The organism is Staphylococcus sp. 231237_7MaSpsaltlick, from assembly GCF_043107035.1.
Genome location: NZ_JBICNX010000002.1, coordinates 581,122 through 606,694 on the forward strand (window position 1 = coordinate 581,122; position 25,573 = coordinate 606,694).

The 25,573-nt window shown below is 33.2% G+C and carries 16 protein-coding genes and 1 riboswitch; of the genes, 11 read left to right on the forward strand and 5 right to left on the reverse strand.

All coding sequences use genetic code 11. From position 1 onward, the window contains the following. Nucleotides 1–93: 93 nt before the first annotated feature. The 4 genes from xylE to xylR all read right to left on the reverse strand — a co-directional run bounded on the left by xylE (nucleotide 94) and on the right by xylR (nucleotide 5,766). Nucleotides 94–1,566, reverse strand: a complete 1,473-nt coding sequence (xylE, locus tag ACF91D_RS05815; protein WP_327620828.1) for a D-xylose transporter XylE — start codon at nucleotides 1,564–1,566, stop codon at nucleotides 94–96. A 20-nt stretch (nucleotides 1,567–1,586) separates the two neighbouring features. Further along, nucleotides 1,587–3,077, reverse strand: a complete 1,491-nt coding sequence (gene xylB, locus ACF91D_RS05820) for a xylulokinase (RefSeq protein WP_327620827.1) — start codon at nucleotides 3,075–3,077, stop codon at nucleotides 1,587–1,589. A gap of 5 nt (nucleotides 3,078–3,082) precedes the next feature. Next, a complete protein-coding gene (xylA, locus tag ACF91D_RS05825) occupies nucleotides 3,083–4,405 on the reverse strand; it encodes a xylose isomerase (protein ID WP_327620826.1) in 1,323 nt (440 codons plus the stop codon). Nucleotides 4,406–4,614: 209 nt separating this feature from the next. Further along, the gene (xylR, locus tag ACF91D_RS05830) at nucleotides 4,615–5,766 is read right to left on the reverse strand and encodes a transcriptional repressor XylR (RefSeq protein WP_039068141.1); all 1,152 of its coding nucleotides are present in this window, start codon (nucleotides 5,764–5,766) and stop codon (nucleotides 4,615–4,617) included. Between the two features lie 573 nt (nucleotides 5,767–6,339). On the opposite strand from xylR, the gene ACF91D_RS05835 reads away from it, so the two are divergent. The 3 genes from ACF91D_RS05835 to ACF91D_RS05845 all read left to right on the forward strand — a co-directional run bounded on the left by ACF91D_RS05835 (nucleotide 6,340) and on the right by ACF91D_RS05845 (nucleotide 9,131). Then, nucleotides 6,340–7,773: a YhgE/Pip family protein gene (locus ACF91D_RS05835; RefSeq protein WP_069792664.1), complete on the forward strand. Its 1,434-nt coding sequence runs from the start codon at nucleotides 6,340–6,342 to the stop codon at nucleotides 7,771–7,773. 22 nt (nucleotides 7,774–7,795) lie between these two features. Beyond that, on the forward strand, nucleotides 7,796–8,248 hold the full coding sequence (locus tag ACF91D_RS05840) for a MarR family winged helix-turn-helix transcriptional regulator (protein WP_039068139.1): 453 nt from the start codon (nucleotides 7,796–7,798) through the stop codon (nucleotides 8,246–8,248). Nucleotides 8,249–8,564: 316 nt separating this feature from the next. Then, the gene (locus ACF91D_RS05845) at nucleotides 8,565–9,131 is read left to right on the forward strand and encodes a DUF4064 domain-containing protein (RefSeq protein ID WP_107548838.1); all 567 of its coding nucleotides are present in this window, start codon (nucleotides 8,565–8,567) and stop codon (nucleotides 9,129–9,131) included. An 85-nt stretch (nucleotides 9,132–9,216) separates the two neighbouring features. On the opposite strand, the gene ACF91D_RS05850 is transcribed toward ACF91D_RS05845, so the two are convergent. Continuing rightward, nucleotides 9,217–10,038 carry a helix-turn-helix transcriptional regulator gene (locus ACF91D_RS05850; protein WP_069792662.1) on the reverse strand — a complete coding sequence of 274 codons (822 nt, stop codon included), beginning with the start codon at nucleotides 10,036–10,038 and terminating at the stop codon, nucleotides 9,217–9,219. 333 nt (nucleotides 10,039–10,371) lie between these two features. Here ACF91D_RS05850 and ACF91D_RS05855 point away from each other — a divergent pair, with 333 nt between their 5' ends. The 8 genes from ACF91D_RS05855 (at nucleotide 10,372) to ACF91D_RS05890 (ending at nucleotide 25,417) form a co-directional block, all read left to right on the forward strand. Continuing rightward, nucleotides 10,372–18,204 (forward strand): GA-like domain-containing protein, encoded by a 7,833-nt coding sequence (locus ACF91D_RS05855; RefSeq protein WP_327620825.1) that lies wholly within the window; start codon nucleotides 10,372–10,374, stop codon nucleotides 18,202–18,204. A gap of 739 nt (nucleotides 18,205–18,943) precedes the next feature. Beyond that, complete coding sequence (locus ACF91D_RS05860; protein WP_101050539.1) at nucleotides 18,944–19,867, forward strand: AEC family transporter; 924 nt, start codon at nucleotides 18,944–18,946, stop codon at nucleotides 19,865–19,867. 101 nt (nucleotides 19,868–19,968) lie between these two features. Beyond that, nucleotides 19,969–21,456, forward strand: a complete 1,488-nt coding sequence (xylB, locus tag ACF91D_RS05865; protein ID WP_327620906.1) for a xylulokinase — start codon at nucleotides 19,969–19,971, stop codon at nucleotides 21,454–21,456. A 136-nt stretch (nucleotides 21,457–21,592) separates the two neighbouring features. Continuing rightward, nucleotides 21,593–21,702, forward strand: a riboswitch (TPP riboswitch). Between the two features lie 59 nt (nucleotides 21,703–21,761). After that, nucleotides 21,762–22,355 (forward strand): thiamine phosphate synthase, encoded by a 594-nt coding sequence (locus ACF91D_RS05870; RefSeq protein WP_392436667.1) that lies wholly within the window; start codon nucleotides 21,762–21,764, stop codon nucleotides 22,353–22,355. Beyond that, nucleotides 22,348–23,460 (forward strand): NAD(P)/FAD-dependent oxidoreductase, encoded by a 1,113-nt coding sequence (locus ACF91D_RS05875; RefSeq protein ID WP_327620905.1) that lies wholly within the window; start codon nucleotides 22,348–22,350, stop codon nucleotides 23,458–23,460. Before ACF91D_RS05870 ends, ACF91D_RS05875 begins: the two co-directional genes overlap by 8 nt. After that, nucleotides 23,450–23,650, forward strand: coding sequence for a sulfur carrier protein ThiS (gene thiS, locus ACF91D_RS05880; RefSeq protein WP_011304055.1), 201 nt, complete (start codon nucleotides 23,450–23,452; stop codon nucleotides 23,648–23,650). Before ACF91D_RS05875 ends, thiS begins: the two co-directional genes overlap by 11 nt. Before the next feature lies 1 nt (nucleotide 23,651). After that, nucleotides 23,652–24,419, forward strand: coding sequence for a thiazole synthase (locus tag ACF91D_RS05885; RefSeq protein WP_327620824.1), 768 nt, complete (start codon nucleotides 23,652–23,654; stop codon nucleotides 24,417–24,419). After that, on the forward strand, nucleotides 24,419–25,417 hold the full coding sequence (locus ACF91D_RS05890; RefSeq protein WP_327620904.1) for a ThiF family adenylyltransferase: 999 nt from the start codon (nucleotides 24,419–24,421) through the stop codon (nucleotides 25,415–25,417). The genes ACF91D_RS05885 and ACF91D_RS05890 overlap by 1 nt, the downstream gene beginning before the upstream one ends. The last annotated feature ends 156 nt before the right edge of the window (nucleotides 25,418–25,573 follow it).

The window sequence follows — 25,573 nt, forward strand, 5'->3', positions numbered from 1 at the left end:
ATAACATCGATATAAAAAGTCAGTCACCAGTAAGAGTGGCTGACTTTTTGATTTACAGTAAAATTAGCACGTTATAAAACTGGGATTCAATTTTTAGCTTGTTGAGTTAGATTGACTTTGAATTTTTTCTGAATTACTTTGAACTTTATCGTCTTGATTTGAAACAGATGTCACGCTTTCCTTTTTCCAAACGTTCTCTAGTTCTTCAAGTGTTTTACCTTTGGTTTCAGGAATGAATTTCCAAACGAATAGTCCTGATAAAATACTCATCAGTGCATAAAAACCATAAGTCATGGCGCCGCTAACATCCATCATAGTTGGATAAGTGGAAGTAATCGTAAAGTTAGCTAACCATTGAACTGCTACGGCTATTGCCATAGCACTACTTCTAATTCTATTAGGGAATATTTCTGATAATAATACCCAAATGATAGGTCCCCAACTCATCATAAATGAAGCAGTATAAAGTACTAAAAATATTAAAGTGATAACACCGAATGCACCGTTTGCAGCTAAGACACTCATACCAATCATGCCGATTGCCATACCAGTTGATCCAATTATTAGTAAAGGTTTCCGTCCAAATTTGTCTACATATAATATAGCAATGATTGTGAAGATTACGTTTACTAAGCCCATGACAACGGTTTGTATCATAGATGTGTTGCTACCTGAACCTAAATTTTCAAAAATACGAGGTGCGTAATATAAAGCAACATTGATTCCAATAAATTGTTGGAAAACTGATAATAAAATACCTACGATAATAACAGTCTTACCAAAACTGAAAAGTGGCGCTTTTACATCTGTTAACTTATTTTTAGTAGCTAAAATGTCATTTAGCACATTTTGAGCATGATTCTTTGAAGAATATATTTTATTAAGAACCGAGAGGGCTTCTATATTTTTATTACTTAATGATAAGAACCTAGGTGTCTCAGGTACTAAAAATAATAAAAAGAAAAATGCTATTGCAGGAATCGCTTCAGTAATAAACATATAACGCCATCCAATATCTTGAATCCAACTTTGGGATCGGCCGTATGTAATACCGTAATTTACAAAATATACTACTAACATACCGAATATAATGGCAAATTGATTCCATGAAACGAGTTTACCTCTAATTGACGAAGGGGCTATTTCACTAATGTACATAGGAGAAATTGCAGAAGCTAATCCTACGCCGATACCGCCAATAATACGGTACAGATTAAATGCAATGAGTAGGCCAAGGTTAGATCCAGTTGAATCAAAAAATAAAAATTCGGGAAAGCCTGACAGAATTGCAGAAATAATAAATAGGATAGCAGCTACTTGTAATGATTTTTTTCTGCCTAAGCGACTTGAAAAACTTGAAGACAATAGACCGCCAATAATACAACCGATTAGCGCACTAGAAACTGTGATGCCGTGAATGAAACTACCATAATCTTGCGTTAAATATTGCTGTAAAGATTGTTCAGCTCCAGAAATAACTGCTGTGTCATAGCCGAATAATAAACCACCGAGCGTTGCGATTAAAGCTATTTTAAAAATAAATTTCTTATTATTATAAGTTGACATATATCCATCCCCTTGATAGATCACTTAAATTTATTAAGTTTTTGAGTTACTGGCTGCGTAGCGTCATAAATTGTTTTATATATATTAAATAATTCTTGATAAGATTTTGTGTTTTCTTCAATGGGATATACTTTTTGATGGTATGCTATCCATGCTTCGCTCATGTCATTGAAAGTATTAAACCATTGTTCTCCCATAGCGGCTAACATTGCTGCACCATAGGCTGGACCTTGTTCTTCTGTTCGTGTAGAAATAGTTGTATCGAAAATATCTGCTTGAATTTGTAACCATTGATTATTTTTAGCTCCACCACCGATTGATACAATTTCATTAATGTTAATAGCGTTGTTTTTCATAATTTGAATACTTTCATTAATAGAGTAAGTAATACCTTCTAGAACAGCACGTTTCATATCGAGCAGTGTCGTATTTGCATCTAAACCGATGAAACTACCTCGTACTGAAGCGTCATTGTGTGGCGTACGTTCACCTAATAAATAAGGCGTGTATATTAATCCATTAGCACCAACTTCTGAGTGATTAATATCTTTTAAGAACGTAGTGAAATTTTCATCAGGAGAGATAAGTTGCTTAAACCATTTTAGACTATATCCAGCAGATAAAGTCACGCCCATAATGTATTTTTGGTTTGGCACGCAATGATTAAAGTAATGTACACTCCCATCATTTTCATAATCAATACGATTTTCAATAGACAATGCTACTCCCGAAGTTCCGATACTGACAAGTTGCTTTTGTTCGTCGGTAATACCTGAACCTAAAGCGCCACAAGCATTATCTGCGCCGCCTTGGTACACATTAATGTTCCAGTCAATACCTAAAATATTTTTTACTTTTTCAGTTAATTGGCCACTTTTTTGATGTGAAGCAATAATTTCTGGACAAATGGATGAATCAATGTTTAAACGATGTAATAATTCTGTGGACCAATTTTCATCTTTTACGCTAAACATAATTGTACCTGCAGCGTCTGAAGGTTCTGTATAAACATTACCTGTCAATTTATACACGATGTAGTCTTTAGGAAGCATAAACTTAGCGATACGCTTGTAGTTGTTTTGCTCATTATTCTTTAACCACATAAGCTTAGGTAAGGTGAACCCTTCTAACACTGTGTTTTGTGTTAATTCTAATAACGAATTAAGGCTTAGCTTTTGTTTAATATCTTCAACTTCTTGAGATGTTCTTGTATCATTCCATAAAATGGCTGGTCTAATTGGATTGCCTTCTTGATCAATGACTACTAGACCGTGCATTTGCCCAGAAAAACTGATACCAGTAATATCATTTTGAGTATAATGAGTTAATATATGTTTTAGACTCTCCAACGTTGCTTCATACCAAATTTCAGGATCAATTTCGCTGTATCCTGACTTAGGATGCACCGTATTATAAGAGACGCTGTAAGATTCTACAACGTCACCACTTTTATTTACTACCAGCGTTTTTAAAGCACTCGTGCCAATATCTATACCAATTACATAGGCCATTTTTATCAATCCTTATTATTAATATTTAAGATATATTGATTAATTTGTGATTTAATGACTTCTAAATGATCAGAAGCGTTATTAATTGTGTTAATGTTGAAAGCATAATCTTCTAATTCTTTAAATGAAGTCTCTCCTTCAACTATTTTCTTACCTATACCTTCATTAAATGATTTATATTTTTCATCTATAATGTTTTCAAAGAAATTATCTTCAATCATCTTATAAGCAACACGTAGGCCTAATGCGAAAGTATCCATACCTGCAATGTGAGTTAAAATTAAGTCTTCTTGTTTAAATGATGTTCTTCTAGGTTTAGCATCAAAGTTTAACCCGCCTGGAGCCAACCCACCATTTTTAAGTATTTCGTACATTGCTAACGTAGTATCATATACATCAGTTGGAAATTCATCTGTATCCCATCCTAACAGGGGATGTCCTTGGTTAGCATCTACTGAACCCAACATATTATTATCACGTGCATATCTTAATTCGTGTTGGAATGTATGGCCAGCAAGTGTCGCGTGGTTAGCTTCAATATTAAATTTAAAGTCTTTATCTAAATCATATTTTTGTAAGAAAGCGTGTGCTGTTGCAACATCAGTATCATATTGATGTGTGGTAGGTTCTTTAGGTTTTGGTTCTATTAAAAATTGTCCTGTATAGCCGATTTCATCTGCGTAACTTTTTGCCATTTTAAAGAAAGTAGCTAAGTTATCTAACTCTAATTTCATATTAGTATTTAATAAACTTTCATAGCCTTCACGACCGCCCCAAAAAACAAAGTTTTCGGAACCAAGTTTTTTAGCAATTTCTAATGATTTTTTAACTTTTGCAGCTGCATATGCAAATACTTCAGCATTTGAAGACGTGGCTGCACCATGAACAAAACGCTCGTGAGTAAAGTTGTTGGTTGTATTCCAAAGTAATTTCTTACCAGTTTGATCCATTTTTTCTTTAATAAGTTCTACGATGACATCTAAATTTTCATTAGATTCTTTTAAAGATGCACCTTCTGGAGCAATGTCTACATCGTGAAAACAAAAGTAATCAATACGTGTTTTTTCCATAAATTCAAAAATTGCTTCTACTCTTGCTTTTGCTTTTTCCATCTCGTTTAATGAATCCCAATCACGTTCCGCAGCACCTACACCGAATGGATCGGAAAGGTCAGCGGTAAATGTGTGCCAATAAGCGACGCTAAATCTTAAAAGTTCTGACATGGAGTGATTATCCAATTTTTCTTCGGGATTGTAATACTTAAAACTAAAAGCGTTATTTGACTTAGGACCTTCGTAATTTACTTTATTGATATCAAAATAAGACATAATATTCCTCCTACATTTTAGTTGGTTAATTTAATAAACAAACTAACTTTAGAGGTAATATAGCATATCGTTTATTTTTTGTAAACGCTTTCTAAAATAAAAAAAGAGTGGGACAGAAATCAATTTAGTTCGAAAGATTCCATTTACCCACTCAAGTAAGGAACAATAAACAGTTCGAGACAACTATTTTATGCCTCGGACCGCTGTAATTATTTAATGTTCATTTGAATGTTATTTATATTTAATGTTTTTTGCATTATTGCTAAGGTACCACCCAACAAAGTAGCCTGTTTTACATTAGTGGTTAGATGTATTTGAATTGGACTAGCTTGAGAAAAATAGGAGAATTGTTTTTTAATTTCATCTAAAATATTTGGTAATTCATTAATTAAAGGACAGTTAATATAAATAGCGTCTGGATTAAATTGTGTGTTCAAATTATGAATCAGAACTGCCATTTTGTTTATAAATTGTTCAATTTCCTGAGCAACAATTGAATCCCCCTCATTATGATATTGAATTAGTTCTGTAAATGTAAGTTTGACGCCTAACCTATTATTTATTTTCTGTATTAAAGCATCTTGAGAGCATATATCTTCGATTTTATAATATTTGTTGCCATTATCATTTATAGATTCCGAAACCAATGTCTTACCTATCTCTCCAGCCTCTCCGTTTGAGCCACGATAAAGTTTTTTATTTATTATAATGCCAGCACCTATACCTTTGTGAATACTTAAAGTAATCAAATTATTTATGTTTGAATTTATATATAGACTTTTTTCATATAGCGCTGATAAATTTGCTTCATTTTCTATAACGACAGGAACATTTGTGAATGACTTTAATTCATCAGTAAATGTACTACGTTCATTTTTATGGAAAGGAAGGTTGATAATGCTTTGCTCATCGTCGACGATACCATGTATGGATATAGATATGCCAAGTAACCCATGTAACGTATCATATTTTTCTGACACATTTATATTAGATTCTAAAATTTGTAATATACTGCTTACATTCTTATCTTTTAATTCGTAGGAATCTTGCTTTAATATAGTGGCATCAAAGTAGTTGTACATTAATTCAACAGAATCATATGTTAAATCCATGGAAATATAGTAGCCATATTTTTGGTTGATTTCGAGTAAAATAGGCTTACGTCCACCACTTTTAGTACTATTACCTTCTCCTACTTCATTAACTAAACGCTTATGTTTTAAGTTGTTCAGAATGTTAGAAATAGTAGCTTTATTAAGTTCTAAATTCTTCGATATTTGTGTTCGTGAAATATTACTGTTATTGAATATTTGTTTTAATACACGCTTCTCATTTTCATTTACTATAAAATTATTTTCCATTTATTATTACCTCTTATCTAATTTGGACAGGGGAAGTTCGGTTAATATTACAAGTGTAACATAGTGTAATGTGAGTACCAGATGTTGGCAAACGATATAAGCAACATTATTCTATAATCAATTATATATTATAAAGTGGAAAATATAAATTTAAGTTATAGACGTAGAATATTGAGCAAGAATAGATATTAATATACGTTACACTTTAATAATGAAAATAAGTGAGTTTATAAAATTATAATTTAATTTTAATGACGACAATATAAATGGTTAAGCCTAAGTTCGAATTAATTTACTAATTGATTGTTATATAATAAAAATAAATTCGATATAATATATTTATCAATTTCACAATAATAGAATTTATCTAATTATAATAACTTCGATTGACAACTGATTTTGAAGCGAGTATGATATAAAAATGTATAAGGGGTGTACTGTTTTGAAGATTTATATATCCCCATAAATTTAAATAGTTATAAACGCTCCGAAATAAGCATTTTAGCATTTTTCGGTTTTTAAAATTCTAATAGTACACACGGTGTACAATTATAAAAAGGAAGGTAAGAAAAGATGTTTAATGAATTTAAATTTATTTTTAGAAACAAAATGTTAATTATAGCACTTATAGCAATCGCAGCTATCCCATTGCTGTACGTTGCATTATTTGTAGGTTCTATGTGGAGCCCATATGATAAGACAGACCAATTAAAGCTCTCGATTGTTAACCAAGATGAGACTGCAAAATTAAATGGTGAAAAAGTTACAATCGGTGATGATGTAGTAGATAAATTAAAAGATAATGATAAGTTTGATTTCCAAGAAGTTTCTAAAAAAGAAGCCTATGACCAACTTGAAAGAGGTAAAAGTGTTGGTACAATCATTATTCCTAAAGATGCTTCAAGTAACGCAACTACATTATTAGACGAAAACCCTAAAAAAATAAATTTAGAAACACAAGTGAATCCAGGTTCAAGTTACACTGGTAGTCAATCAGCTCAAAAAGCAATTAATACAGTAACAGACTCAATCAAAGACAACATTCGTTCTAATTATTTAGACCAACTATTTGATAGTGCTAAAAAATCAAAATCTGGCTTCCAAGATACTTCTGAAGCTTTAGGCGAAATGTCAGACGCTGAATCTCAACTTATTGATGGAAATCAACAAGTTACAGATGGCTTGAAACAGTTGGAACCCGCAGTAGGACAGCCTGCGCAACAATTGATTTCTGGAAACCAACAAGTTACAGATGGTTTAACTCAATTACAACAGAATAATAATCAATTAAAAGAAAAAATTGACCAATCAGTTTCTCAACAAGAGGGCGTCGCATTCGAAGGGGATAACGAAAAAGCTCTAAATAATGTGACGAAAGTGAATGAAAATAACGCTACAGAAGCTGATAAATATGGTGAGACAATTGTCCCATATATGGCAAGTGTTAGTTTATTTGTAGGCGCAGTTTCATTTAGTGCAATTTATCCTTTGAGAAAAGTATTAAGTAAAGAGATGACATCAATCAAACAAGCATTTGGCAAACTATTATTGTATCTCGTACAAGGTACAATATCAGCATTACTAATGAGTAGTTGGGCAATCTTTGCACTTAACATGTCTATCGATGACATTGGTAAATTTATCTTAGTAGGACTATTATGGGCTATCGCAGCAATTACCATTACAACGTTCCTAAGTTTATTACTTGATAGAATCGGACTATTTATATCAATGGTCTTACTGATACTACAATTAAGTTCAAGTGAGGGTATGTTCCCAATAGAATTATCTGCACAATTCTTTAGATGGATTCACCCATTCTCACCAATGTCTTACGCAATACAAGGTTATAGAGAGGCAATCTTTACTCATGCTGGACATTTTAATTTTGGTTTTGTTGTAGCCTTACTCATTGGTATTATTGTAGTAATGATGATTTTACAATATATAGTTATATTATGGTTTAACAAAAGACAAAGAGTACCATTCTCAATAGAGTTTAAATAAGTGTTATTCGGAGGTGGCTTATTTGGAAAACGTAGATAAGACAATTGAAGAAGCGATTATTAAATTTCAAATAGTAATGTTGCATTTAAATAAAGAGATTGTAGATATCGTTAAAGAGACTGGGTTAAGTAATTTGCTTTCAAGAGAACAAATTGAGGCAATGAGAATTATAAAAACTGAAGGCAAAGTAACAATTAACGAATTGGCTCGTTTACAAAATATTTTTAAAACGGCTGCATCAAAGCGCATAGCGAAATTAGAAGAAATGGGCTATGTACAACGTGCACATTCAGATAATAAACGTATAAAACTCATTAAATTGAGTGATGAAGGTGAAGTATTTTTGAAGAAAGCAACAGCTGTTATGACAGAAGCAGTGAAAGATCGCCTTGGAAACAAATTTACGGCCGAAGAAGTTCATCATTTCGTAGATCAACTTACACATATTGATAATGCTTTTAGAGAACACAAATAAATTACAAAATAATGGCCCAAGACATACAGAGATGTTTTGGGCCGTTTTTTATATAGCATTCTTAGCGAAAATTAATCAATAAAATTAAATCACTTTAAGCAAGCAGATTTTCTGGATTATTCTCTTAATTTTTTCCTAACAATAGTAAGAATGAAATTTGAATAACTATAATTTTGAAATTGCTAATACTTATAAAATATAGACTTAAATATTCACAATTAGTACAATTAACATTGTAATTAAGTATTTTTTATATTATGTTGGTAAAGATTATTGTTTTAATAAATTTAATTTTATAAATAGGAGGAACATTGTTATGAAAAGAACAACTGAACGCGTACTAACGTGGATTGGTATTGCGCTACAATTAATTGCTGTAGTAATATTGGCTGTTATAATACCGATGTTAGGAAATGGTGAGGCCAAAGATGCATTTATTAATCAAATGAGGCAAGAAGATGCTAGCATTACACATGATGAGGCTAATGCATTTTTTAGTACCTTAAGCGGACTTGTAACTACAGGCTTAGTAATAGGTATTATAATCTTAATTATTGCATTGGTCGCAGCATTTTTAATTGGTAAAAAAGCGAAAATAGCAGGCGTTTTACTAATTATTGCAGGTGTGATTTCTTTATTAGGTAATTGGATTAATGCCGTACTATGGATTGTTGCTGGTATCATGTTATTAGTGAGAAAGCCCAAAGGACCTGTTTATAGTAAAGATAATGATGAGGACATAAATCCATATATTAAAGATGGTTCACAAGTTAACGAACACAATAATTCATTTGTTTTGTCAGAAGAACAAAAAGAAAATGAAAAAGATGCTATAAAAGACGAGTATACAAAATCAGATGAAGAGAACAAATATAAATACTAAAGATTAAGTATATAAATTCAAACACCAAGTCGGTTTAAGTTAAAACTGACTTGGTGTTTTTTTGTATATAAAGTGTACTTTAAATTCAGTCACTTTTTATTAAATCGAGTATCTGCTGTAAGTATTTATACAACTCATGCTGCTCAATTGATTCATTCACTTGGTTAGTAGGAGGTTGATTGATAAATTCTTTAGGCGACATGTGCATTATATTTTTAAAATCGCGTAAATAAGTATTGTAAGAACGAAAACCATATTCTCTCCAAGTAGATTCCCAATTACCATGTAATAAAAGTTCCCTAGACAAATTGTAAATCTTCACCTTTTTAATATATTTTAATAAAGAAATATTCATTTTCTTTGAAAATTCACGTGAAAGATAACTACTGTTAACATAAAATTTCTTTGAAATGTAAGATAAAGTTAAAGGTTCTTTATAATTTTTATTGATATATTCGACTACGCTTTTAATTAATTTGTTTGAATAGGACATATTTACATACAAATTATCTTTTGAATGATTAAGGTAATTAATAAGTTTTATAACTCCAATATCTGCATTAAAAAAATCTCTCTCTAAAATCGCTTTTAATGTCTCAATATAGGTTTCAGTTATCACTTTTGGCGGCGGATAGTTGTCTGAAGTTCCGTCTCTATAAACTAATGAAAAGCGATGATAAGTTATGTTGTTTACAGAAATACAAGCAATTGTGGCTTGCTTACTAATTATTAAATTTTCTTCGAAGTCATAAACTATGAAAAATTCACCTTGTTGGAAAGTATATGTAGCAGTCAATTTTTGAAAGGAAATTTTACCTGCTATGACTAAATATATATTCGCAAAGTTAGGTGTATTTAGATAGTTAAGTTTGTCATGTTGTTTATAAATAACTAGGTTGAAATTCACTATGCTCCCCCTGACATTTTTATAGTGAAATGTAATCCGCAAATTAATTTCAGCGGTAAAAGCATATATTATATTAAAAATATTACATCTAATTTATATTATGGTCAATTATTAAAACCTATTTAAATAAAAAATAACTTAATAATATAAAGCGCTCAACTAAATCCCCGCTTTGACGTACTTTTGAAAAGAATTTTTGCTTAGAAATATCATTATTTTACTCTGATTTTTAGATTTGAATCCAAGGATAGAAGCATATGGTATCTTTTGATTAATAAAGAAATAAAAATAAAAAATAAATTTCAAATTGAAGAAGGAGGATTAAATATAAGAATGAAAAAAGCAAATTCTTTATTTAATGAAAAACAAAGATATTCTATCAGAAAGTACCATATAGGTGCAGCGTCAATTATTATTGGATCAGTTATTTTTATGAATACCGGGTCAATAAGTTATGCAGCAGAAGTTGATAATAATACTTCGGAACTAATTGAAAATAAAATACATAGTAATAAAGAAAAATTGGATAACAATAATGCAGTAGTACAAGAGAAAGAAAGTAATGTAGTGAATGATTTAGACTACAATCAAAGTAGTAATTCTAAAGACACAAAAGAAATAAATAAAGAGGTACCACTATCATCCGAAACGTCAACAATAGCGCACGGATATGAGGAAAATAATTTAAAAAGTACTATAAGTGTGAACAAAGATAACGGAAGAAATCAACAATTAAATAATCAAATGACTAAAGAGGAATCACAAAATCAAATTGAACATAATAGCAAGAAAAATCAAACTACTCAAAGTAACAAAGATAACAATCATATTAACGAACTTGTCGTAAAAGAGAATACAAACCAACAGCGTACTGAGGTAATTAATAAAGAAGATACAAGGCAAGATAACTTAAAAGTGGATTCAATTAGTGATGAAAATAAAATGAAAATAAACCAAAATGAAAATCGTCAAAAAGTAAGAAGAAAAAGAAATGCTGTGAATCCAACAAATAACCCTAATATTGCAAATGATACTTATAATAGAACTGCAAATAATGTTAATACATATATCTCTTCTGATGGAACCATAACATACAAATGGTATCCAGTAATTGGAGGATTATCTAAACAAGAAAGAACATGGATGACAAATGGTGTATATGGCGATAATGAATTCAGAGCGCGCAAAAAAGCTACCATGCTTTGGTTAATTGCTAACTTTAATTTTACTGAAGAACAACGACAAAACTTTAGTATACAAGATTTAAATAGTCCTATTTTCGGAGATGATGTTTATAAATGGCTAGAAGAAGCTAAGAAAGGTAACATCACACCTAAACTAGAAACAATGAACTTAGGTAGAAGACGTGAAATGATTATAAGTGGTAATAATATCATTTTAAGTGATCATAAGGCCTTTGATAGAGGGATTATAAATTTTGGAGATAATAAAAATTTTGTATTTTCTAATGATGACAGCACTTCAATGGTAACTAATTCTAATATTGATTACGGTTTCAAAATAAAACCGCCATTTGAAAAAGTTGGGGTTAATAATACTTGGGCTATAAGTGAAAATGAAAAAGAAGAGATTAGACGTGCGATAAAAAAAGCAAATAGCGATATTAACTTTGTTAGAATTAATATCGCATATAATGGTAATGTTTTTGCTCAAGCTTTAAATAGTTCAGGAAAGATTGTAGGATCTGCAGACTTAGATGGTAATGAAGTAGTTATTGAGAAAATATTCATAGAGAAAAAAGAAAAATTGGATCAATTAATCAGTTTAGTTGAAACTAGCAAATTACTTGATGAAAACCTATATACTCCATCCAGTTTTAATTATTTAAAAAATGAATTGAACTACGCATCCATAGTTATAAAAGATAGTTACGACCCGGAAACGAATAATATACCAGATATAATTTCAGCTACAAATCGTTTAGATCATGGTATTAACTCCTTGGCTAGAAGAGCAAATATAACAGAATTGCAAATTGCCATTAACAACGCAAAAGCACAAGAGCCATTTGATAATAGTAAAGAAGAAGATCAAGCGATTATATCGGCACTTGAAGTTGGTGAAAATACAGTAGGGAATGCGAATGCGCCGCAAGATGTCGTAGATAGCGCAACAGCAAACATTAATAATGCATTAAGTCGAAAATCGCAAGTTAAGAACTTATTACAAGATGTAGAGAATCTTGTTAGTGAAGCGGAAGAGAAAAATAGAAATGCCTCAAATATGTTATTAACAGCGCTGTTAGATGGAATATTTATTAATGATGAGAAAAATGCATTAATTGAATTAGTAAATAGTGCTAATGATAAAAAAGCTGAAGCTCAAGATAAAGTTAATTTGTTACCTGATGATAAAAAAACACCATTCCAAAACCGATTAGATAAATTACCAATTATTTCTATACCAGAAGTGAATGATACCGATGGCAATGGTATCGCAGATGACGTAGATCAAGCTAAGTCCCAAGCCGAAAGTAAAGTAGCAGAAGCCGAAGCAGCGGATCAAGCAGCGAAAACAAAATTAGCAGAGTACCAACAAGATGATCTGATCACCCCAACAGAAGTAGCAGACTTAGAAAATTTACAGGCAACAGCACAAAGTAAGAAAGCAGAAGCGCAAGGATTAGTGGATGCATTACCAGATGCGTTGAAAGACGACTTACCAGAACGTCTAAATAATCTTACAGGTATCCAAATACCAGAGGTAAATGATGCCGATGGTAATGGCATCGCAGACGAAGTAGACCAAGCTAAGTCCCAAGCAGAAAGTAAAGTAGCAGAGGCCGAAGCAGCAGATCAAGCAGCGAAAACAAAATTAGCAGAGTATCAACAAGATGGTGTGATCACCCCAACAGAAGTAGCGGAATTAAATAAATTGTCAACAACAGCGCAAAATACAAAAGCAGAAGCGCAAGACTTAGTAAATAAATTACCAGATGCGTTGAAAGGTGATTTACTAACACGCCTAAATAATCTTACAGGCATACAAGTCCCGGCAGTAAACGACACTGATGGCAATGGCATCGCAGATGAAGTAGATCAAGCTAAGTCCCAAGCCGAAAGTAAAGTAGCAGAAGCCGAAGCAGCGGATCAAGCAGCGAAAACAAAATTAGCAGAGTATCAACAAGATGGTCTGATTACCCCAACAGAGAAAACGGACTTAGAAAATTTACAGTCAACAGCGCAAAATACAAAAGCAGGAGCCCAAGATTTAGTAAATAAATTACCAGATGCGTTGAAAGGTGACTTACCAACACGTCTAAATAATCTTACAGGCATTCAAGTACCAGAAGCGAATGATGCCGATGGCAATGGTATCGCAGATGAAGTAGATCAAGCTAAGTCCCAAGCAGAAAACAAAGTAGCAGAGGCCGAAGCAGCAGATCAAGCAGCGAAAACAAAATTAACAGAGTACCAACAAGATGGTCTGATTACCCCAACAGAGAAAACGGACTTAGAAAATTTACAGTCAACAGCGCAAAATTTAAAAGCAGAAGCGCAAGATTTAGTAAATAAATTACCAGATGCGTTGAAAGGCGACTTACCAGCACGTGTAGATAATTTAACAGGCGTACAAGTTCCAGCAGTGAATGATGCCGATGGTAATGGTATCGCAGATGAAGTAGATCAAGCTAAGTCCCAAGCAGAAAACAAAGTAGCAGAGGCCGAAGCAGCAGATCAAGCAGCGAAAACAAAATTAGCAGAGTACCAACAAGATGGATTAATCACATCAACAGAGAAAACGGACTTAGAGAATTTACAGTCAACAGCGCAAAATACAAAAGCAGAAGCGCAAGATTTAGTAAATAAATTACCAGATGCGTTGAAAGGTGACTTGCCAACACGTCTAAATAATCTTACAGGTATCCAAATACCAGAGGTAAATGATGCCGATGGCAATGGCATCGCAGACGACGTAGATCAAGCTAAGTCCCAAGCAGAAAGTAAAGTAGCAGAGGCAGAAGCAGCGGACCAAACAGCGAAAACAAAATTAGCAGAGTACCAACAAGATGGATTAATTACATCAACAGAGAAAACGGACTTAGAAAACTTGTTGGCAACAGCACAAAATACAAAAGCAGAAGCGCAAGGATTAGTGGATGCATTACCAGATGCGTTGAAAGGTGACTTACCAACACGTCTAAATAATCTTACAGGTATCCAAATACCAGAAGTAAATGATGCCGATGGCAATGGTATCACAGATGATGTAGATCAAGCTAAGTCCCAAGCAGAAAACAAAGTAGCAGAAGCCGAAGCAGCAGATCAAGCAGCGAAAACAAAATTAGCAGAGTACCAACAAGATGGTCTGATCACCCCAACAGAAGTAACGGAATTAAATAAATTATCAACAACAGCGCAAAATACAAAAGCAGAAGCCCAAGGATTAGTGGATGCATTACCAGATGCGTTGAAAGGCGACTTACCAGAACGTCTAGATAATTTAACAGGCATTCAAGTACCAGAAGCGAATGATGCCGATGGCAATGGTATCGCAGATGATGTAGATCAAGTTAAGTCCCAAGCAGAAAACAAAGTAGCAGAAGCCGAAGCAGCAGATCAAGCAGCGAAAACAAAATTAGCAGAGTATCAACAAGATGGAGTAATTACGGCATCAGAAAAAACAGACTTAGAAAACTTGTCAACAACAGCTCAAAATAAGAAAGTAGAAGCGCAAGATTTAGTAAATAAATTACCAGATGTGTTGAAAGGTGATTTACTAACACGCCTAAATAATCTTACAGGCATACAAGTCCCGGCAGTAAACGACACTGATGGCAATGGCATCGCAGATGAAGTAGATCAAGTTAAGTCCCAAGCCGAAAGTAAAGTAGCAGAAGCCAAAGCAGCGGATCAAGCAGCGAAAACAAAATTAGCAGAGTACCAACAAGATGATTTGATCACCCCAACAGAAGTAGCAGAATTAGAAAATTTACAGGCAACAGCACAAAGTAAGAAAGCAGAAGCGCAAGGATTAGTGGATGCATTACCAGATGCGTTGAAAGACGACTTACCAGAACGTCTAAATAATCTTACAGGTATCCAAATACCAGAGGTAAATGACTATGATGGTAATGGTTTTAAAGATGATATAGACGATAGAAAAGGCTTAGCAGAAAGTAAAGTGATTGATGCAGAGCAAGCAAACGCAATAGTAAAAGATAAGCTAGCAGAGTACCAAGAAGATAGTCTGATTACCCCAACAGAATTAGTAGAATTAGAAAACTTACGGGCAACAGCGCAAAGTAAGAAAGCAAAAGCGCAAGAATTAGTAGATACATTACCAGATGTGTTGAAAGCGGATTTACCAGAACGCTTAAGTCAATTAAAAGATATACAATTACCGAATATAAATGATTACAACGGAAATGGCATCAACGATGAAACTGATCGATTAATATTGAATGCAGAAAAAAGTGTGATAAATGCAGAAGAAACAGACAAAGCTGTTAAAGCTAAACTAGGGGAATATCAAAAAGATGGGTTAATTTCAACGAATGAGAAAAGAGAACTGATAAACTTACTGACAAAAGCTCAAAGGTCCAAAACAGAAGCACAAGGTCTTGTAGATGCATTACCAAATGAATTTAAAGGTAATCTACTATTACGTTTGAATAATTTAACAGGTATTGAAATACCAAAAGTAAATGACGCTGATAATGATGGTAAGAAAGACGATATAAATCAATTAAAAGCATTGATAGAAATAAAAGTACAAGAAGCAGAAGTTGCACATCAAAATGCGACATCCAAGTTAACTGAGTATACACGAGATGGATTAATTAATCAGTGGGAGAAAAATGACATGATTAACTTAACTCATGAAGTATTTAGTAGAAAAGTACGTGCATTTGCTTTAATGGAGGGATTACCTAAGGAACAACAAGGGGAATTCTTAAACAGATTAAATAAATTAGAAAATATATCAATACCAGAAATAAATGATAAGAATAATAATGGTATAGCAGATGATGTAGACCAAGCAATAGCGCTTGCAGAAATAAAAGTACAAGAAGCAGAAGCTGCGCACCAAATTGCGAAAAATAAACTGTTAGAATATCAACAAGATGATTTGATTTCGCCTACAGAAAAAGCAGAATTAGATAAGTTAGTTACAGAAGCACAAAATATCAAAGCAAAAGCACAAGAATTAGTAGTTAAGCTTCCGGACGCAATGAAAGGTGACTTACAAAATAGATTAAACAACTTATTAGATATTCAAGTACCAGAAATAAATGATTTCAATGATAACGGTATAATGGATAATTCAGAGCCAGAGAAAGTACAGGCTGAAAGTAGAGTTGCTCAAGCAGAATATCTAGACCAAGCAGTAAAAGATAAGCTTTCAGAATATCAACAAAATGGATTGATAACACCAACAGAAAAAGCAGAATTAGATAATTTGGCAAAAATAGCACAAAATACTAAAGCAGAAGCCCAAGATTTTGTAGATGCATTACCAGACGTGTGGAAAGGAGATTTACCAACGCGTTTGAACAAATTAACAGGAATACAAGTCCCAGCAGTGAACGATGCCGATGGCAACGGCATCGCAGATGAAGTAGATCAAGCTAAGTCCCAAGCCGAAAGTAAAGTAGCAGAGGCCGAAGCAACGGACCAAGCAGCGAAAACAAAATTAACAGAGTACCAACAAGATGGATTAATCACATCAACAGAGAAAACGGACTTAGAAAATTTACAGTCAACAGCACAAAGTAAGAAAGCAGAAGCCCAAGATTTAGTAAATAAATTACCAGACGCAGTGAAAGGCGACTTACCAGCCCGTCTAAATAATTTAACAGGCATACAAGTACCAGAAGTGAATGATGCCGATGGCAATGGTATCGCAGATGAAGTAGATCAAGCTAAGTCCCAAGCCGAAAGTAAAGTAGCAGAAGCCGAAGCAGCAGATCAAGCAGCAAAAACAAAATTAGCAGAGTATCAACAAGATGGTGTGATCACCCCAACAGAAGTAGCGGAATTAAATAAATTGTCAACAACAGCCCAAAATACAAAAGCAGAAGCGCAAGACTTAGTAAATAAATTACCAGATGCGTTGAAAGGCGACTTACCAGCCCGTCTAGATAATTTAACAGGTATCCAAATACCAGAAGTGAATGATGCCGATGGCAATGGTATCGCAGATGATGTAGATCAAGCTAAGTCCCAAGCTGAAAGTAAAGTAGCAGAGGCCGAAGCAGCAGATCAAGCAGCGAAAACAAAATTAACAGAGTATCAACAAGATGGAGTAATTACGGCATCAGAAAAAACAGACTTAGAAAACTTGTCAACAACAGCTCAAAACAAGAAAGTAGAAGCGCAAGATTTAGTAAATAAATTACCAGATGCAGTGAAAGGTGATTTACCAACACGCCTAAATAATCTTACAGGCATACAAGTCCCGGCAGTAAACGACACTGATGGCAATGGCATCGCAGATGAAGTAGATCAAGCAAAAGCCCAAGCAGAAAGTAAAGTAACTGAAGCAGAAGTAGCGTATCAAGTAGCTAAAACAAAATTATCTGAATATCAACAGGATCGTGTGATTACACCAGTAGAAAAAGCGAACTTGGAGAACTTAATATCAACAGCAAAAAGTAAGAAAGTAGAAGCCCAAAAATTAGTTAATGCTTTACCAGATAATGTTAAAGAGGTATTGCAAAGCCGTCTGAATAAATTAGAGGATATTGTAATTCCATCTATTAGCATGAATAACCAAAATAGTCAGTTATCTAGTTCACATAATACGCAAGGTAAAGATGATGAAACTAAAGTTAAAGATATATTGCAGAAGTTATCCGATTTGAATAATGATTCTCAAAAATCATTAAATAGTAAAGATGATACATCAAATGAATCGAAACATACTCATATTACTACTGCAAATAGTCATACTATCAATACTAATAGCGTTAGTGTTAATAGTAATAATACTAAGCGCGTTAAAGATAATAATGCTAAAGTTTTATCACCAAGTAAAGTTTATGATACTAAGAAAACTAAAGAAGTTGATTCTAAAGTTTTACCTAATACTGGTGAAGAAACTACTCAAAATACGACGCTATTTGGAACTTTATTAGCTTCTCTAGGTTCACTAATGATTTGGAGAAGTCGTAAAAAAGAAAATACAAATGAGACTAAGTAATACTTAACAAGGTCTATTATAGTGAATTAGGTTATTTGAAATTGTTTTACAGACCCAGGATATATTAATATCCTGGGTTTCCTTATTTATACATATTGAGAATGGAGGAGTTGCAAAGTGCCATCGCTTTATAGATTCAAGGTTAAGTCAGTAAGATAGCAGTTCATATAAATGTATTTCAAATTATGTAAATCATCTTCACTTGTAAAGAAACATTTTTCTATAACCTTACGCTTGTATTTTTAATGTTCCTTAAATAAAACATATGGATTAAACTAAATTGTTTTATTGAGGAAGATGTTTAAAAGGTGTAAATTAATAATTAAGAATACTATCTGATTTGTTATCTATTCTTAAAATTTATTTTTCAAAATATCAAATAATGAGGTGAAATAAATGTTAATAATGGTTGCAGTTCTTACGCCCATATTACTTGTAGGTTTTATAGTAATGTCAATTTTAGAAGAAAAGAAAAACAATAAGAAAAAAGGCAAGAAAAAATAAAGTTATTACTATAAATTAATAAGTAAAATTTGATTAGCCAATGCCAAGACAACGTCGTTTAACGTGAAACATACATTACTAGTGTTTGGTATGTACAGAATTTCATAGTATAAATCGTATTGATAGTTTTAACATGCAATAAGCATTATTGATTTTTAAGGGGGCTTATGTAAATTTCTTATAATTTCATAAGTATAAAAAATTACAGGAATTAGACAAAGGGGGCAAATTTACAATGCACGAAATGTTAGTTATATTAGAAACTGTATTATTGCCTATTTTCATTATGATTTTAATAGGATATATATTGCAGAAAAAATTCACATTAGACTTGAAAACATTGGCGAAGTTAAACATATACATATTTGTGCCTGGATTCATATTTGTGAAATTCTATAAGACGAATTTTGAAATCAAGTTATTATTGTATATCGTATTATTCTTTATCATATACATAATCATTCTTTATGGAATTGGTAAGCTATTATCACATTTTGGCACAAAAGATAAGGGTGAAGCTACGACATTAACGAATAGCGTATTATTTTTTAATTCAGGCAATTATGGTGTCCCAGTAAATGATTTAGTATTTAAAGGTGACCCTTTGGCGATGTCTGTTCAAGTCATTGTGCTTTCTTTACAAAATATATTTACTTTTTCATATGGTATATTTTCAATACAAGCCGTGCATATTGGGAAGCTTAAAGCATTATTAGGTTACTTTAAAATGCCTGTTTTATATGCTTTGGTATTCGCCATTATTTTGAATTATGGTAATGTCGGTATACCTAAATTTATATGGACGCCGGCAAACTATATTGCGGATGCAATGATAGCAATTGCATTAATATTATTAGGCGCACAAATTGCTAATATTAAATTTAGTTTTAAGTGGTCAAGTTCATATGTGTTTATATTTGTGCGATTAATTGTTGGACCGATGATAGCTCTAGGCATTATCAAACTAATGGGGCTTGAAGGTATCATAGCACAAGCGTTATTTATTACTTCAGCTATGCCGACATCAGTTAATAGTTCAGTCATTGCACAGGAATATGATAATCATCCTGAACTTGCGGCGGAATTAGTCTTTTTATCAACATTACTGAGTGCGATCACAGTAGTAATCGTTATTTATTTTTCGAAAATATTATTCTAAATCGTGATTCATTATAATATCATATTATTGGAAATTTATAAGGCATTTCAATATGATACAGTTGTTGAATATTTAAAATCTGACAAAAGGAATCGATGATATTGAATGAAGCAGTGTTAGGCATAGATATAGGTACAAGTTCAGTTAAAGTTATAGCCGTAAGTAAAGAAGGAGAAGTGCTAGCTAAAGTTAGTGAAGGACTTGATATAATACAACTTCAATCTGGGTGCAATGAGCAACAACCAGACGAATGGTTTGAGGCAACCAAGTCATGTATTAGACAAATATTAAGTGCTAGCGCGTTAAGCGACATTTATATTAGAGGCTTATCGTTATCTGGTCAAATGCATAGTTTAGTGGTATTAGATAGCACTAATAAACCGCTTCGAAATGCAATTTTATGGAATGATACTCGTTCGACTCCTCAATGCACAACAATCGAACAACAATTTGGTGATTATATATTATCAAACCCAGTATTAGAAGGTTTTACATTAACGAAATTGCTTTGGATAAAAGATAATGAACCTAATAATTGGAACAAGATAGCAACGTTCCTATTACCTAAAGATTACGTGAGGTTTAAGCTAACTGGTAAAATAAATATGGAATATTCAGACGCTTCGAGCACATTATTATTGGACCCAAAACAAAAAAGTTGGTCAAAGACAACCGGCTCACAATTTCGCATTCACGACATTTATCCCTCACTTGTATCATCTGGAGATTTTATTGGATATGTAGAAAGCAGCCTAGCTAAATCATTAGGATTAACAGGTGAGGTAGCTGTTTTTGCTGGTGGTGGCGATAATGCATGTGGTGCACTTGGTGCAGGCGTTATCAAATCCAACGATACATTATGCAGTATTGGTACTTCTGGTACGTTATTAACTTGTGAATCAGGTGAAGGAAAGACGTATCGTCATAATTTGCACTATTTCAATCATGTTGTAGAAGATAAATCATATGTAATGGGCGTGACGCTTGCTGCTGGAGATAGTTTGAATTGGTTAAAAAAACATGTGTTTCCCGGTTTAACTTTTAACCAAATTTTAAGCTTAGCAAGTAACTCTACAATTGGTAGTGAAGGGTTGTTATTTGCCCCATACCTATCAAGTGAACGTACACCACATGGTGATTCGCAAATTAGAGGTAGCTTTATCGGGCTAAGCACTTTACATACAAATGCAGACATAGCGAGATCAGTAATTGAAGGTATTACTTATTCATTATATGAAACTTTGGTACATTTACGTGAACAAGGGAAGGACATAACGCACATTACATCAATCGGTGGCGGCGCAAAAAATGATTTTTGGTTACAATTGCAAGCAGATATATTTAATGCAAAAGTCAGTAAATTGAAATATGAAGAAGGGCCTTGTATGGGGGCGGCAATGCTAGCTATTGTCGGTTTGAGTTGGTATGAAAGCCTAGAAGATGTAGTTGATCAATTTATCGTCTATGATAGAACTTTTCTGCCGAATGAAGCGCATCATGAACGCTATGCTAAATACTTTGAAATATATCAAGAAGTCTATCGTCAGACACGACCGATAACAGCACGGTTGTTAGAGTTGTCTCTATAAGCGTGATTATGCACGATTAAGCCAGCTGACTTTAGGATACATGTTGTCAAAGTTGAAGTGAGACTTGAAAAGTAAATGATTATAAGTTAGATTGTAAGTAATCACTAAAACATTATGAAACGAAAATTTAATAGATAGAAACCACTGGAAGCGCCTTTGATAAAGGCTGAGACCGAAGTAATAACTGAGGGATTCCTAGAACCTGATCCAGTTCGCACTGGCGTAGGAAAGTGGCGTTTTCTATGATAAATGTAATCATACAACGTTATTTTTCCACCAGGAAAAGTAACGTTTTTTTATTTGGGGTGAAAATATTGTTTATTGCTATTACACCATATCAAGATTTGTCTAAATCACATATTAAGCATTACTGTGAAATCGAAGGCGTTATCGATTACTTATTAATAAGAGTGCCAATGAATACTGAAGAAGTCATTCAGTGGGTTCATGAATTAATAAAAAATGAGTTCCCTAAGGATAAGATTATTATTCATAGCGATATCAACGTAATCATACAATGTGACTTGTCGGCAATTCATTTTAGGGAAAGTGACCCTTATATTGAGGAGGTACAAGCTAGTTATCCCGATATACAAGTGAGTATGTCTACGCACCATAAAGATACTATTGCTAACGCTAAATATTTAGGGCTAGATTTTGTATTATTTGGACACGTATTCGAGACGTCATCTAAACCTCAGCAAACACCTAGAGCAAAGTCGGAGGTTGAAGAAGCGCTACAAATTGATATTCCGATTATTGCAATTGGAGGTATTAATCAACATACTTTATCTTCTTTACCTAATGGATTTTCAGGAATAGCCGGTATTTCTATTTTTAATCAATATTCGAAAGAAAAACTTATAAACATGAAGGAAGTGTGGGATGGACATGTATGATGTCATTATTATTGGATCGGGAGTCATGGGCATGTCAATCGCACGTGGGTTAAGTCAGTCTTTTGCGAATATAGCTGTGATAGATAGAGATGAAGCAGGTAAGCATGCATCTTATAAAGCAGGTGGGATGTTAGGCGCGCAAAATGAATTCACCAAAAATAGTGCTTTGTTTAGTTTGGCAACAACTTCTCAAAAGATGTTCAAACCTCTAAGAGATAGTTTGTTGGAAGAGGTTGGCGTGGATATTGAGTATTTAAATAGTGGGTTAATAAAATTGGCTACGAACCATTATGATAATAAAAAGATTGAACAGCAATATCAATTTTTAAGACAACATTTTGCATCTGTAGAACGTCTTAGTCCTACTGATGTTCAACACATGTCCAACGGTGCTATAACTTCAAAACATACAAATGGTATTTATATGCCTGAAGATAATCAAATCAATGCAAACCGCTATACTAAAGGGTTGTTGAAGTCATTATCAAATAGACATATAGATAGAATATACCAAACAACTGTAACCCATATTGAATCTATAAAAGATGGGTACCGTGTGGAGACACGAAATGGAGCTTATTATACTGAAAAGTTAATTGTCACAGGAGGCGCTTGGACAGGAAAACTTTTACAGCAATATTTACCTTGTGAAGCGGTTATGGGGGTAAAAGGAGAAGCGCTATTGGTAGAACAACCTGATTTAAACTTGAATATTACCATGTTTCTGACTAATGGTTGTTACGTCATTCCAAAATTAAAAAATAGATATTTAATCGGTGCAACAAGTTACTTTAATGATTATTCAGTTGGGGTGTCTAATTCTGGTAAATCATGGCTTAAATCACAAGCTTTGCACTATATACCAGATTTGAAAAATGGAAAAATCATAAACCAATGGTCAGGTATACGGCCTTATTGTCAAAACGAACAGCCTATTATGGATGAAGTGGATAAAGACTTATTTGTCATTGCTGGCCATTATCGCAATGGAATTTTACTTTCGCCTTTAATAGGTGAGTTGATGAGTCAATGGATTATCAGTGGGCATAGGCCAAAACAATTGTATGATTTTCAGATTAGGAGAGGTGAACGAAATGAAATGTAAGATTAATGGTGACGTATTTAACTTTGAACAACCAATTAATATACAAGAAATAATTCAATCATTGGGACTGGATGAAACACGTATTATTGTAGAGCATAATGAAACATTAATTAAGCGAGAACAATTTACATCTCGCATAGTCAATGATGAAGATAACTTAGAATTATTAGAATTTGTAGGAGGCGGTTAATATGTTTAAAATAGGCAACTTTACATTAAATTCAAGATTATTATTAGGTACAGGAAAATTTGATAATGAAGAGATACAAACTCAGGCTATTGCAGCAGCAGAAACAGAAGTATTAACTTTTGCAGTGAGACGCATGAATTTATATGACAAAGATTTACCAAATCCATTAGCAAAAGTTGATTTATCGAAATTCATCACATTTCCAAATACAGCTGGAGCTAAGACAGCTAAAGAAGCAGTTCGTATAGCAGAAATTGCTAATCATGCAGGTGTTTGTGACATGATTAAGGTAGAAGTCATTGGTGATGACGAAACATTACTGCCAGACCCATTAGAAACATATGAAGCATGCCAAGTATTACTGGAAAAAGGTTACACGGTCTGTCCATATATATCTAATGATGTTGTCTTAGCGAAACGCTTAGAAGAGTTAGGCGTTTATGCAATTATGCCACTTGCCTCTCCTATTGGTACGGGGAGAGGAATCAATAATCCATTAAATTTGCGCTATATTATTGAACGTGTCAATGTACCAGTAATCGTAGATGCAGGTATTGGCTCACCTAAGGATGCTTGTCATGCAATGGAATTAGGTGCTGATGGTATTTTACTTAATACGGCAATATCAAGTGCAGCGGATCCTGTGAAAATGGCAGAAGCAATGAATAAAGGGATTAGTGCCGGAAGATTGAGTTATGAAGCAGGAAGAATACCTGTGAAGTATACAGCACAAGCATCGAGTCCAACTGAAGGAATTGGGTTCTTATGATAGAGCGCTACAATCGACAAGTAAGATATCATCAGTTTGGTGAGTACGGTCAAAGCCAACTTCAAAAAACTCACGTCATGATTATGGGTGCAGGTGCACTTGGTAGTCACAGCGCAGAAATGTTAGTAAGGATGGGGGTAGGCTCACTTACTGTAATAGATATGGATATTGTTGAATTATCCAATTTACATAGACAAGCGTTATATGATGAGTTGGATGCAGAAAAGATGTTACCTAAAGTTGAAGCATTAAAGCATAAGTTGAATCAAATAAATAGTAACGTACAAGTAACAGCAATTGATCGTGAAATAACAAATTTAAATATTGAAAATCTATTATCGACATATCATCCGGATATTGTTATAGATGGTATGGATCATTTTAAAATAAGATATTTAATTAATGAATCTTGTAACAAGCAAAATATACCTTGGATTTACGGTGCTGCAGTTGGTAGTAAAGGTACTGTTTATGGTATCGATGATCAAGGGCCATGTTTGAAATGTCTACTTGAAACAATGCCAAGTACTGGTGAAAGTTGTGCAATAAATGGTGTGCTGCCACCAGTGGTTTATCAAGTAGCTAGTATGCAAGTTTCCGAGCTAATGAGATGGGTCTCTGGCGAAGCATTTTCAAAGAAACTTATAACTATAGATTGTTTTAATATGCAATATAAGTCGATGGATATTAGTGCTTTAAAACAAAGTGATTGTAATGTTTGTAAGAAACATGAGTATGCATTGTTAAACGATAAATACGACAACAAGATAGAGAAACAATGCGGAGACATGTTCTTATTACGCTTTAATGCCGATATTTTTAACCATACTGATTATTTACCTGTTACGGTAAAAAAAGCTAATAATTTTGTGAAACTATTGTCCTATAAGCCTTATGAAATTACACTGTTCAAAGACGGAAGAATGCATGTCTATGGAGTTGAAAACGAAGGGGAAGCTGAGAAGCTTTATAGAGAAATTGGAAAGAGTTTGAGTTGAATATAAAATAATTTAAACACTGACTAAACAATAGATTGATGAGCTATTGTTTAGCAGTGTTTTGCGTGTTATTAGTTTGTTAATATATATTTTTTGAAAACGCAATCAAAGTTCACAAAAACTTCAAAATGGTTTTACGAATTTGTGAACGGCTAA

Excerpts from the sequence above, each read along its gene's own strand:
- ACF91D_RS05885 (WP_327620824.1), top strand. The coding sequence starts at position 23,652 with ATGTTTAAAATAGGCAACTTTACATTAAATTCAAGATTATTATTAGGT.
- ACF91D_RS05875 (WP_327620905.1), top strand. The coding sequence starts at position 22,348 with ATGTATGATGTCATTATTATTGGATCGGGAGTCATGGGCATGTCAATC.
- xylB (WP_327620827.1), bottom strand. The coding sequence starts at position 3,077 with ATGGCCTATGTAATTGGTATAGATATTGGCACGAGTGCTTTAAAAACG.
- xylR (WP_039068141.1), bottom strand. The coding sequence starts at position 5,766 with ATGGAAAATAATTTTATAGTAAATGAAAATGAGAAGCGTGTATTAAAA.
- ACF91D_RS05855 (WP_327620825.1), top strand. The coding sequence starts at position 10,372 with ATGAAAAAAGCAAATTCTTTATTTAATGAAAAACAAAGATATTCTATC.
- ACF91D_RS05860 (WP_101050539.1), top strand. The coding sequence starts at position 18,944 with ATGCACGAAATGTTAGTTATATTAGAAACTGTATTATTGCCTATTTTC.
- ACF91D_RS05835 (WP_069792664.1), top strand. The coding sequence starts at position 6,340 with ATGTTTAATGAATTTAAATTTATTTTTAGAAACAAAATGTTAATTATA.
- ACF91D_RS05845 (WP_107548838.1), top strand. The coding sequence starts at position 8,565 with ATGAAAAGAACAACTGAACGCGTACTAACGTGGATTGGTATTGCGCTA.
- xylA (WP_327620826.1), bottom strand. The coding sequence starts at position 4,405 with ATGTCTTATTTTGATATCAATAAAGTAAATTACGAAGGTCCTAAGTCA.
- thiS (WP_011304055.1), top strand. The coding sequence starts at position 23,450 with ATGAAATGTAAGATTAATGGTGACGTATTTAACTTTGAACAACCAATT.
- xylE (WP_327620828.1), bottom strand. The coding sequence starts at position 1,566 with ATGTCAACTTATAATAATAAGAAATTTATTTTTAAAATAGCTTTAATC.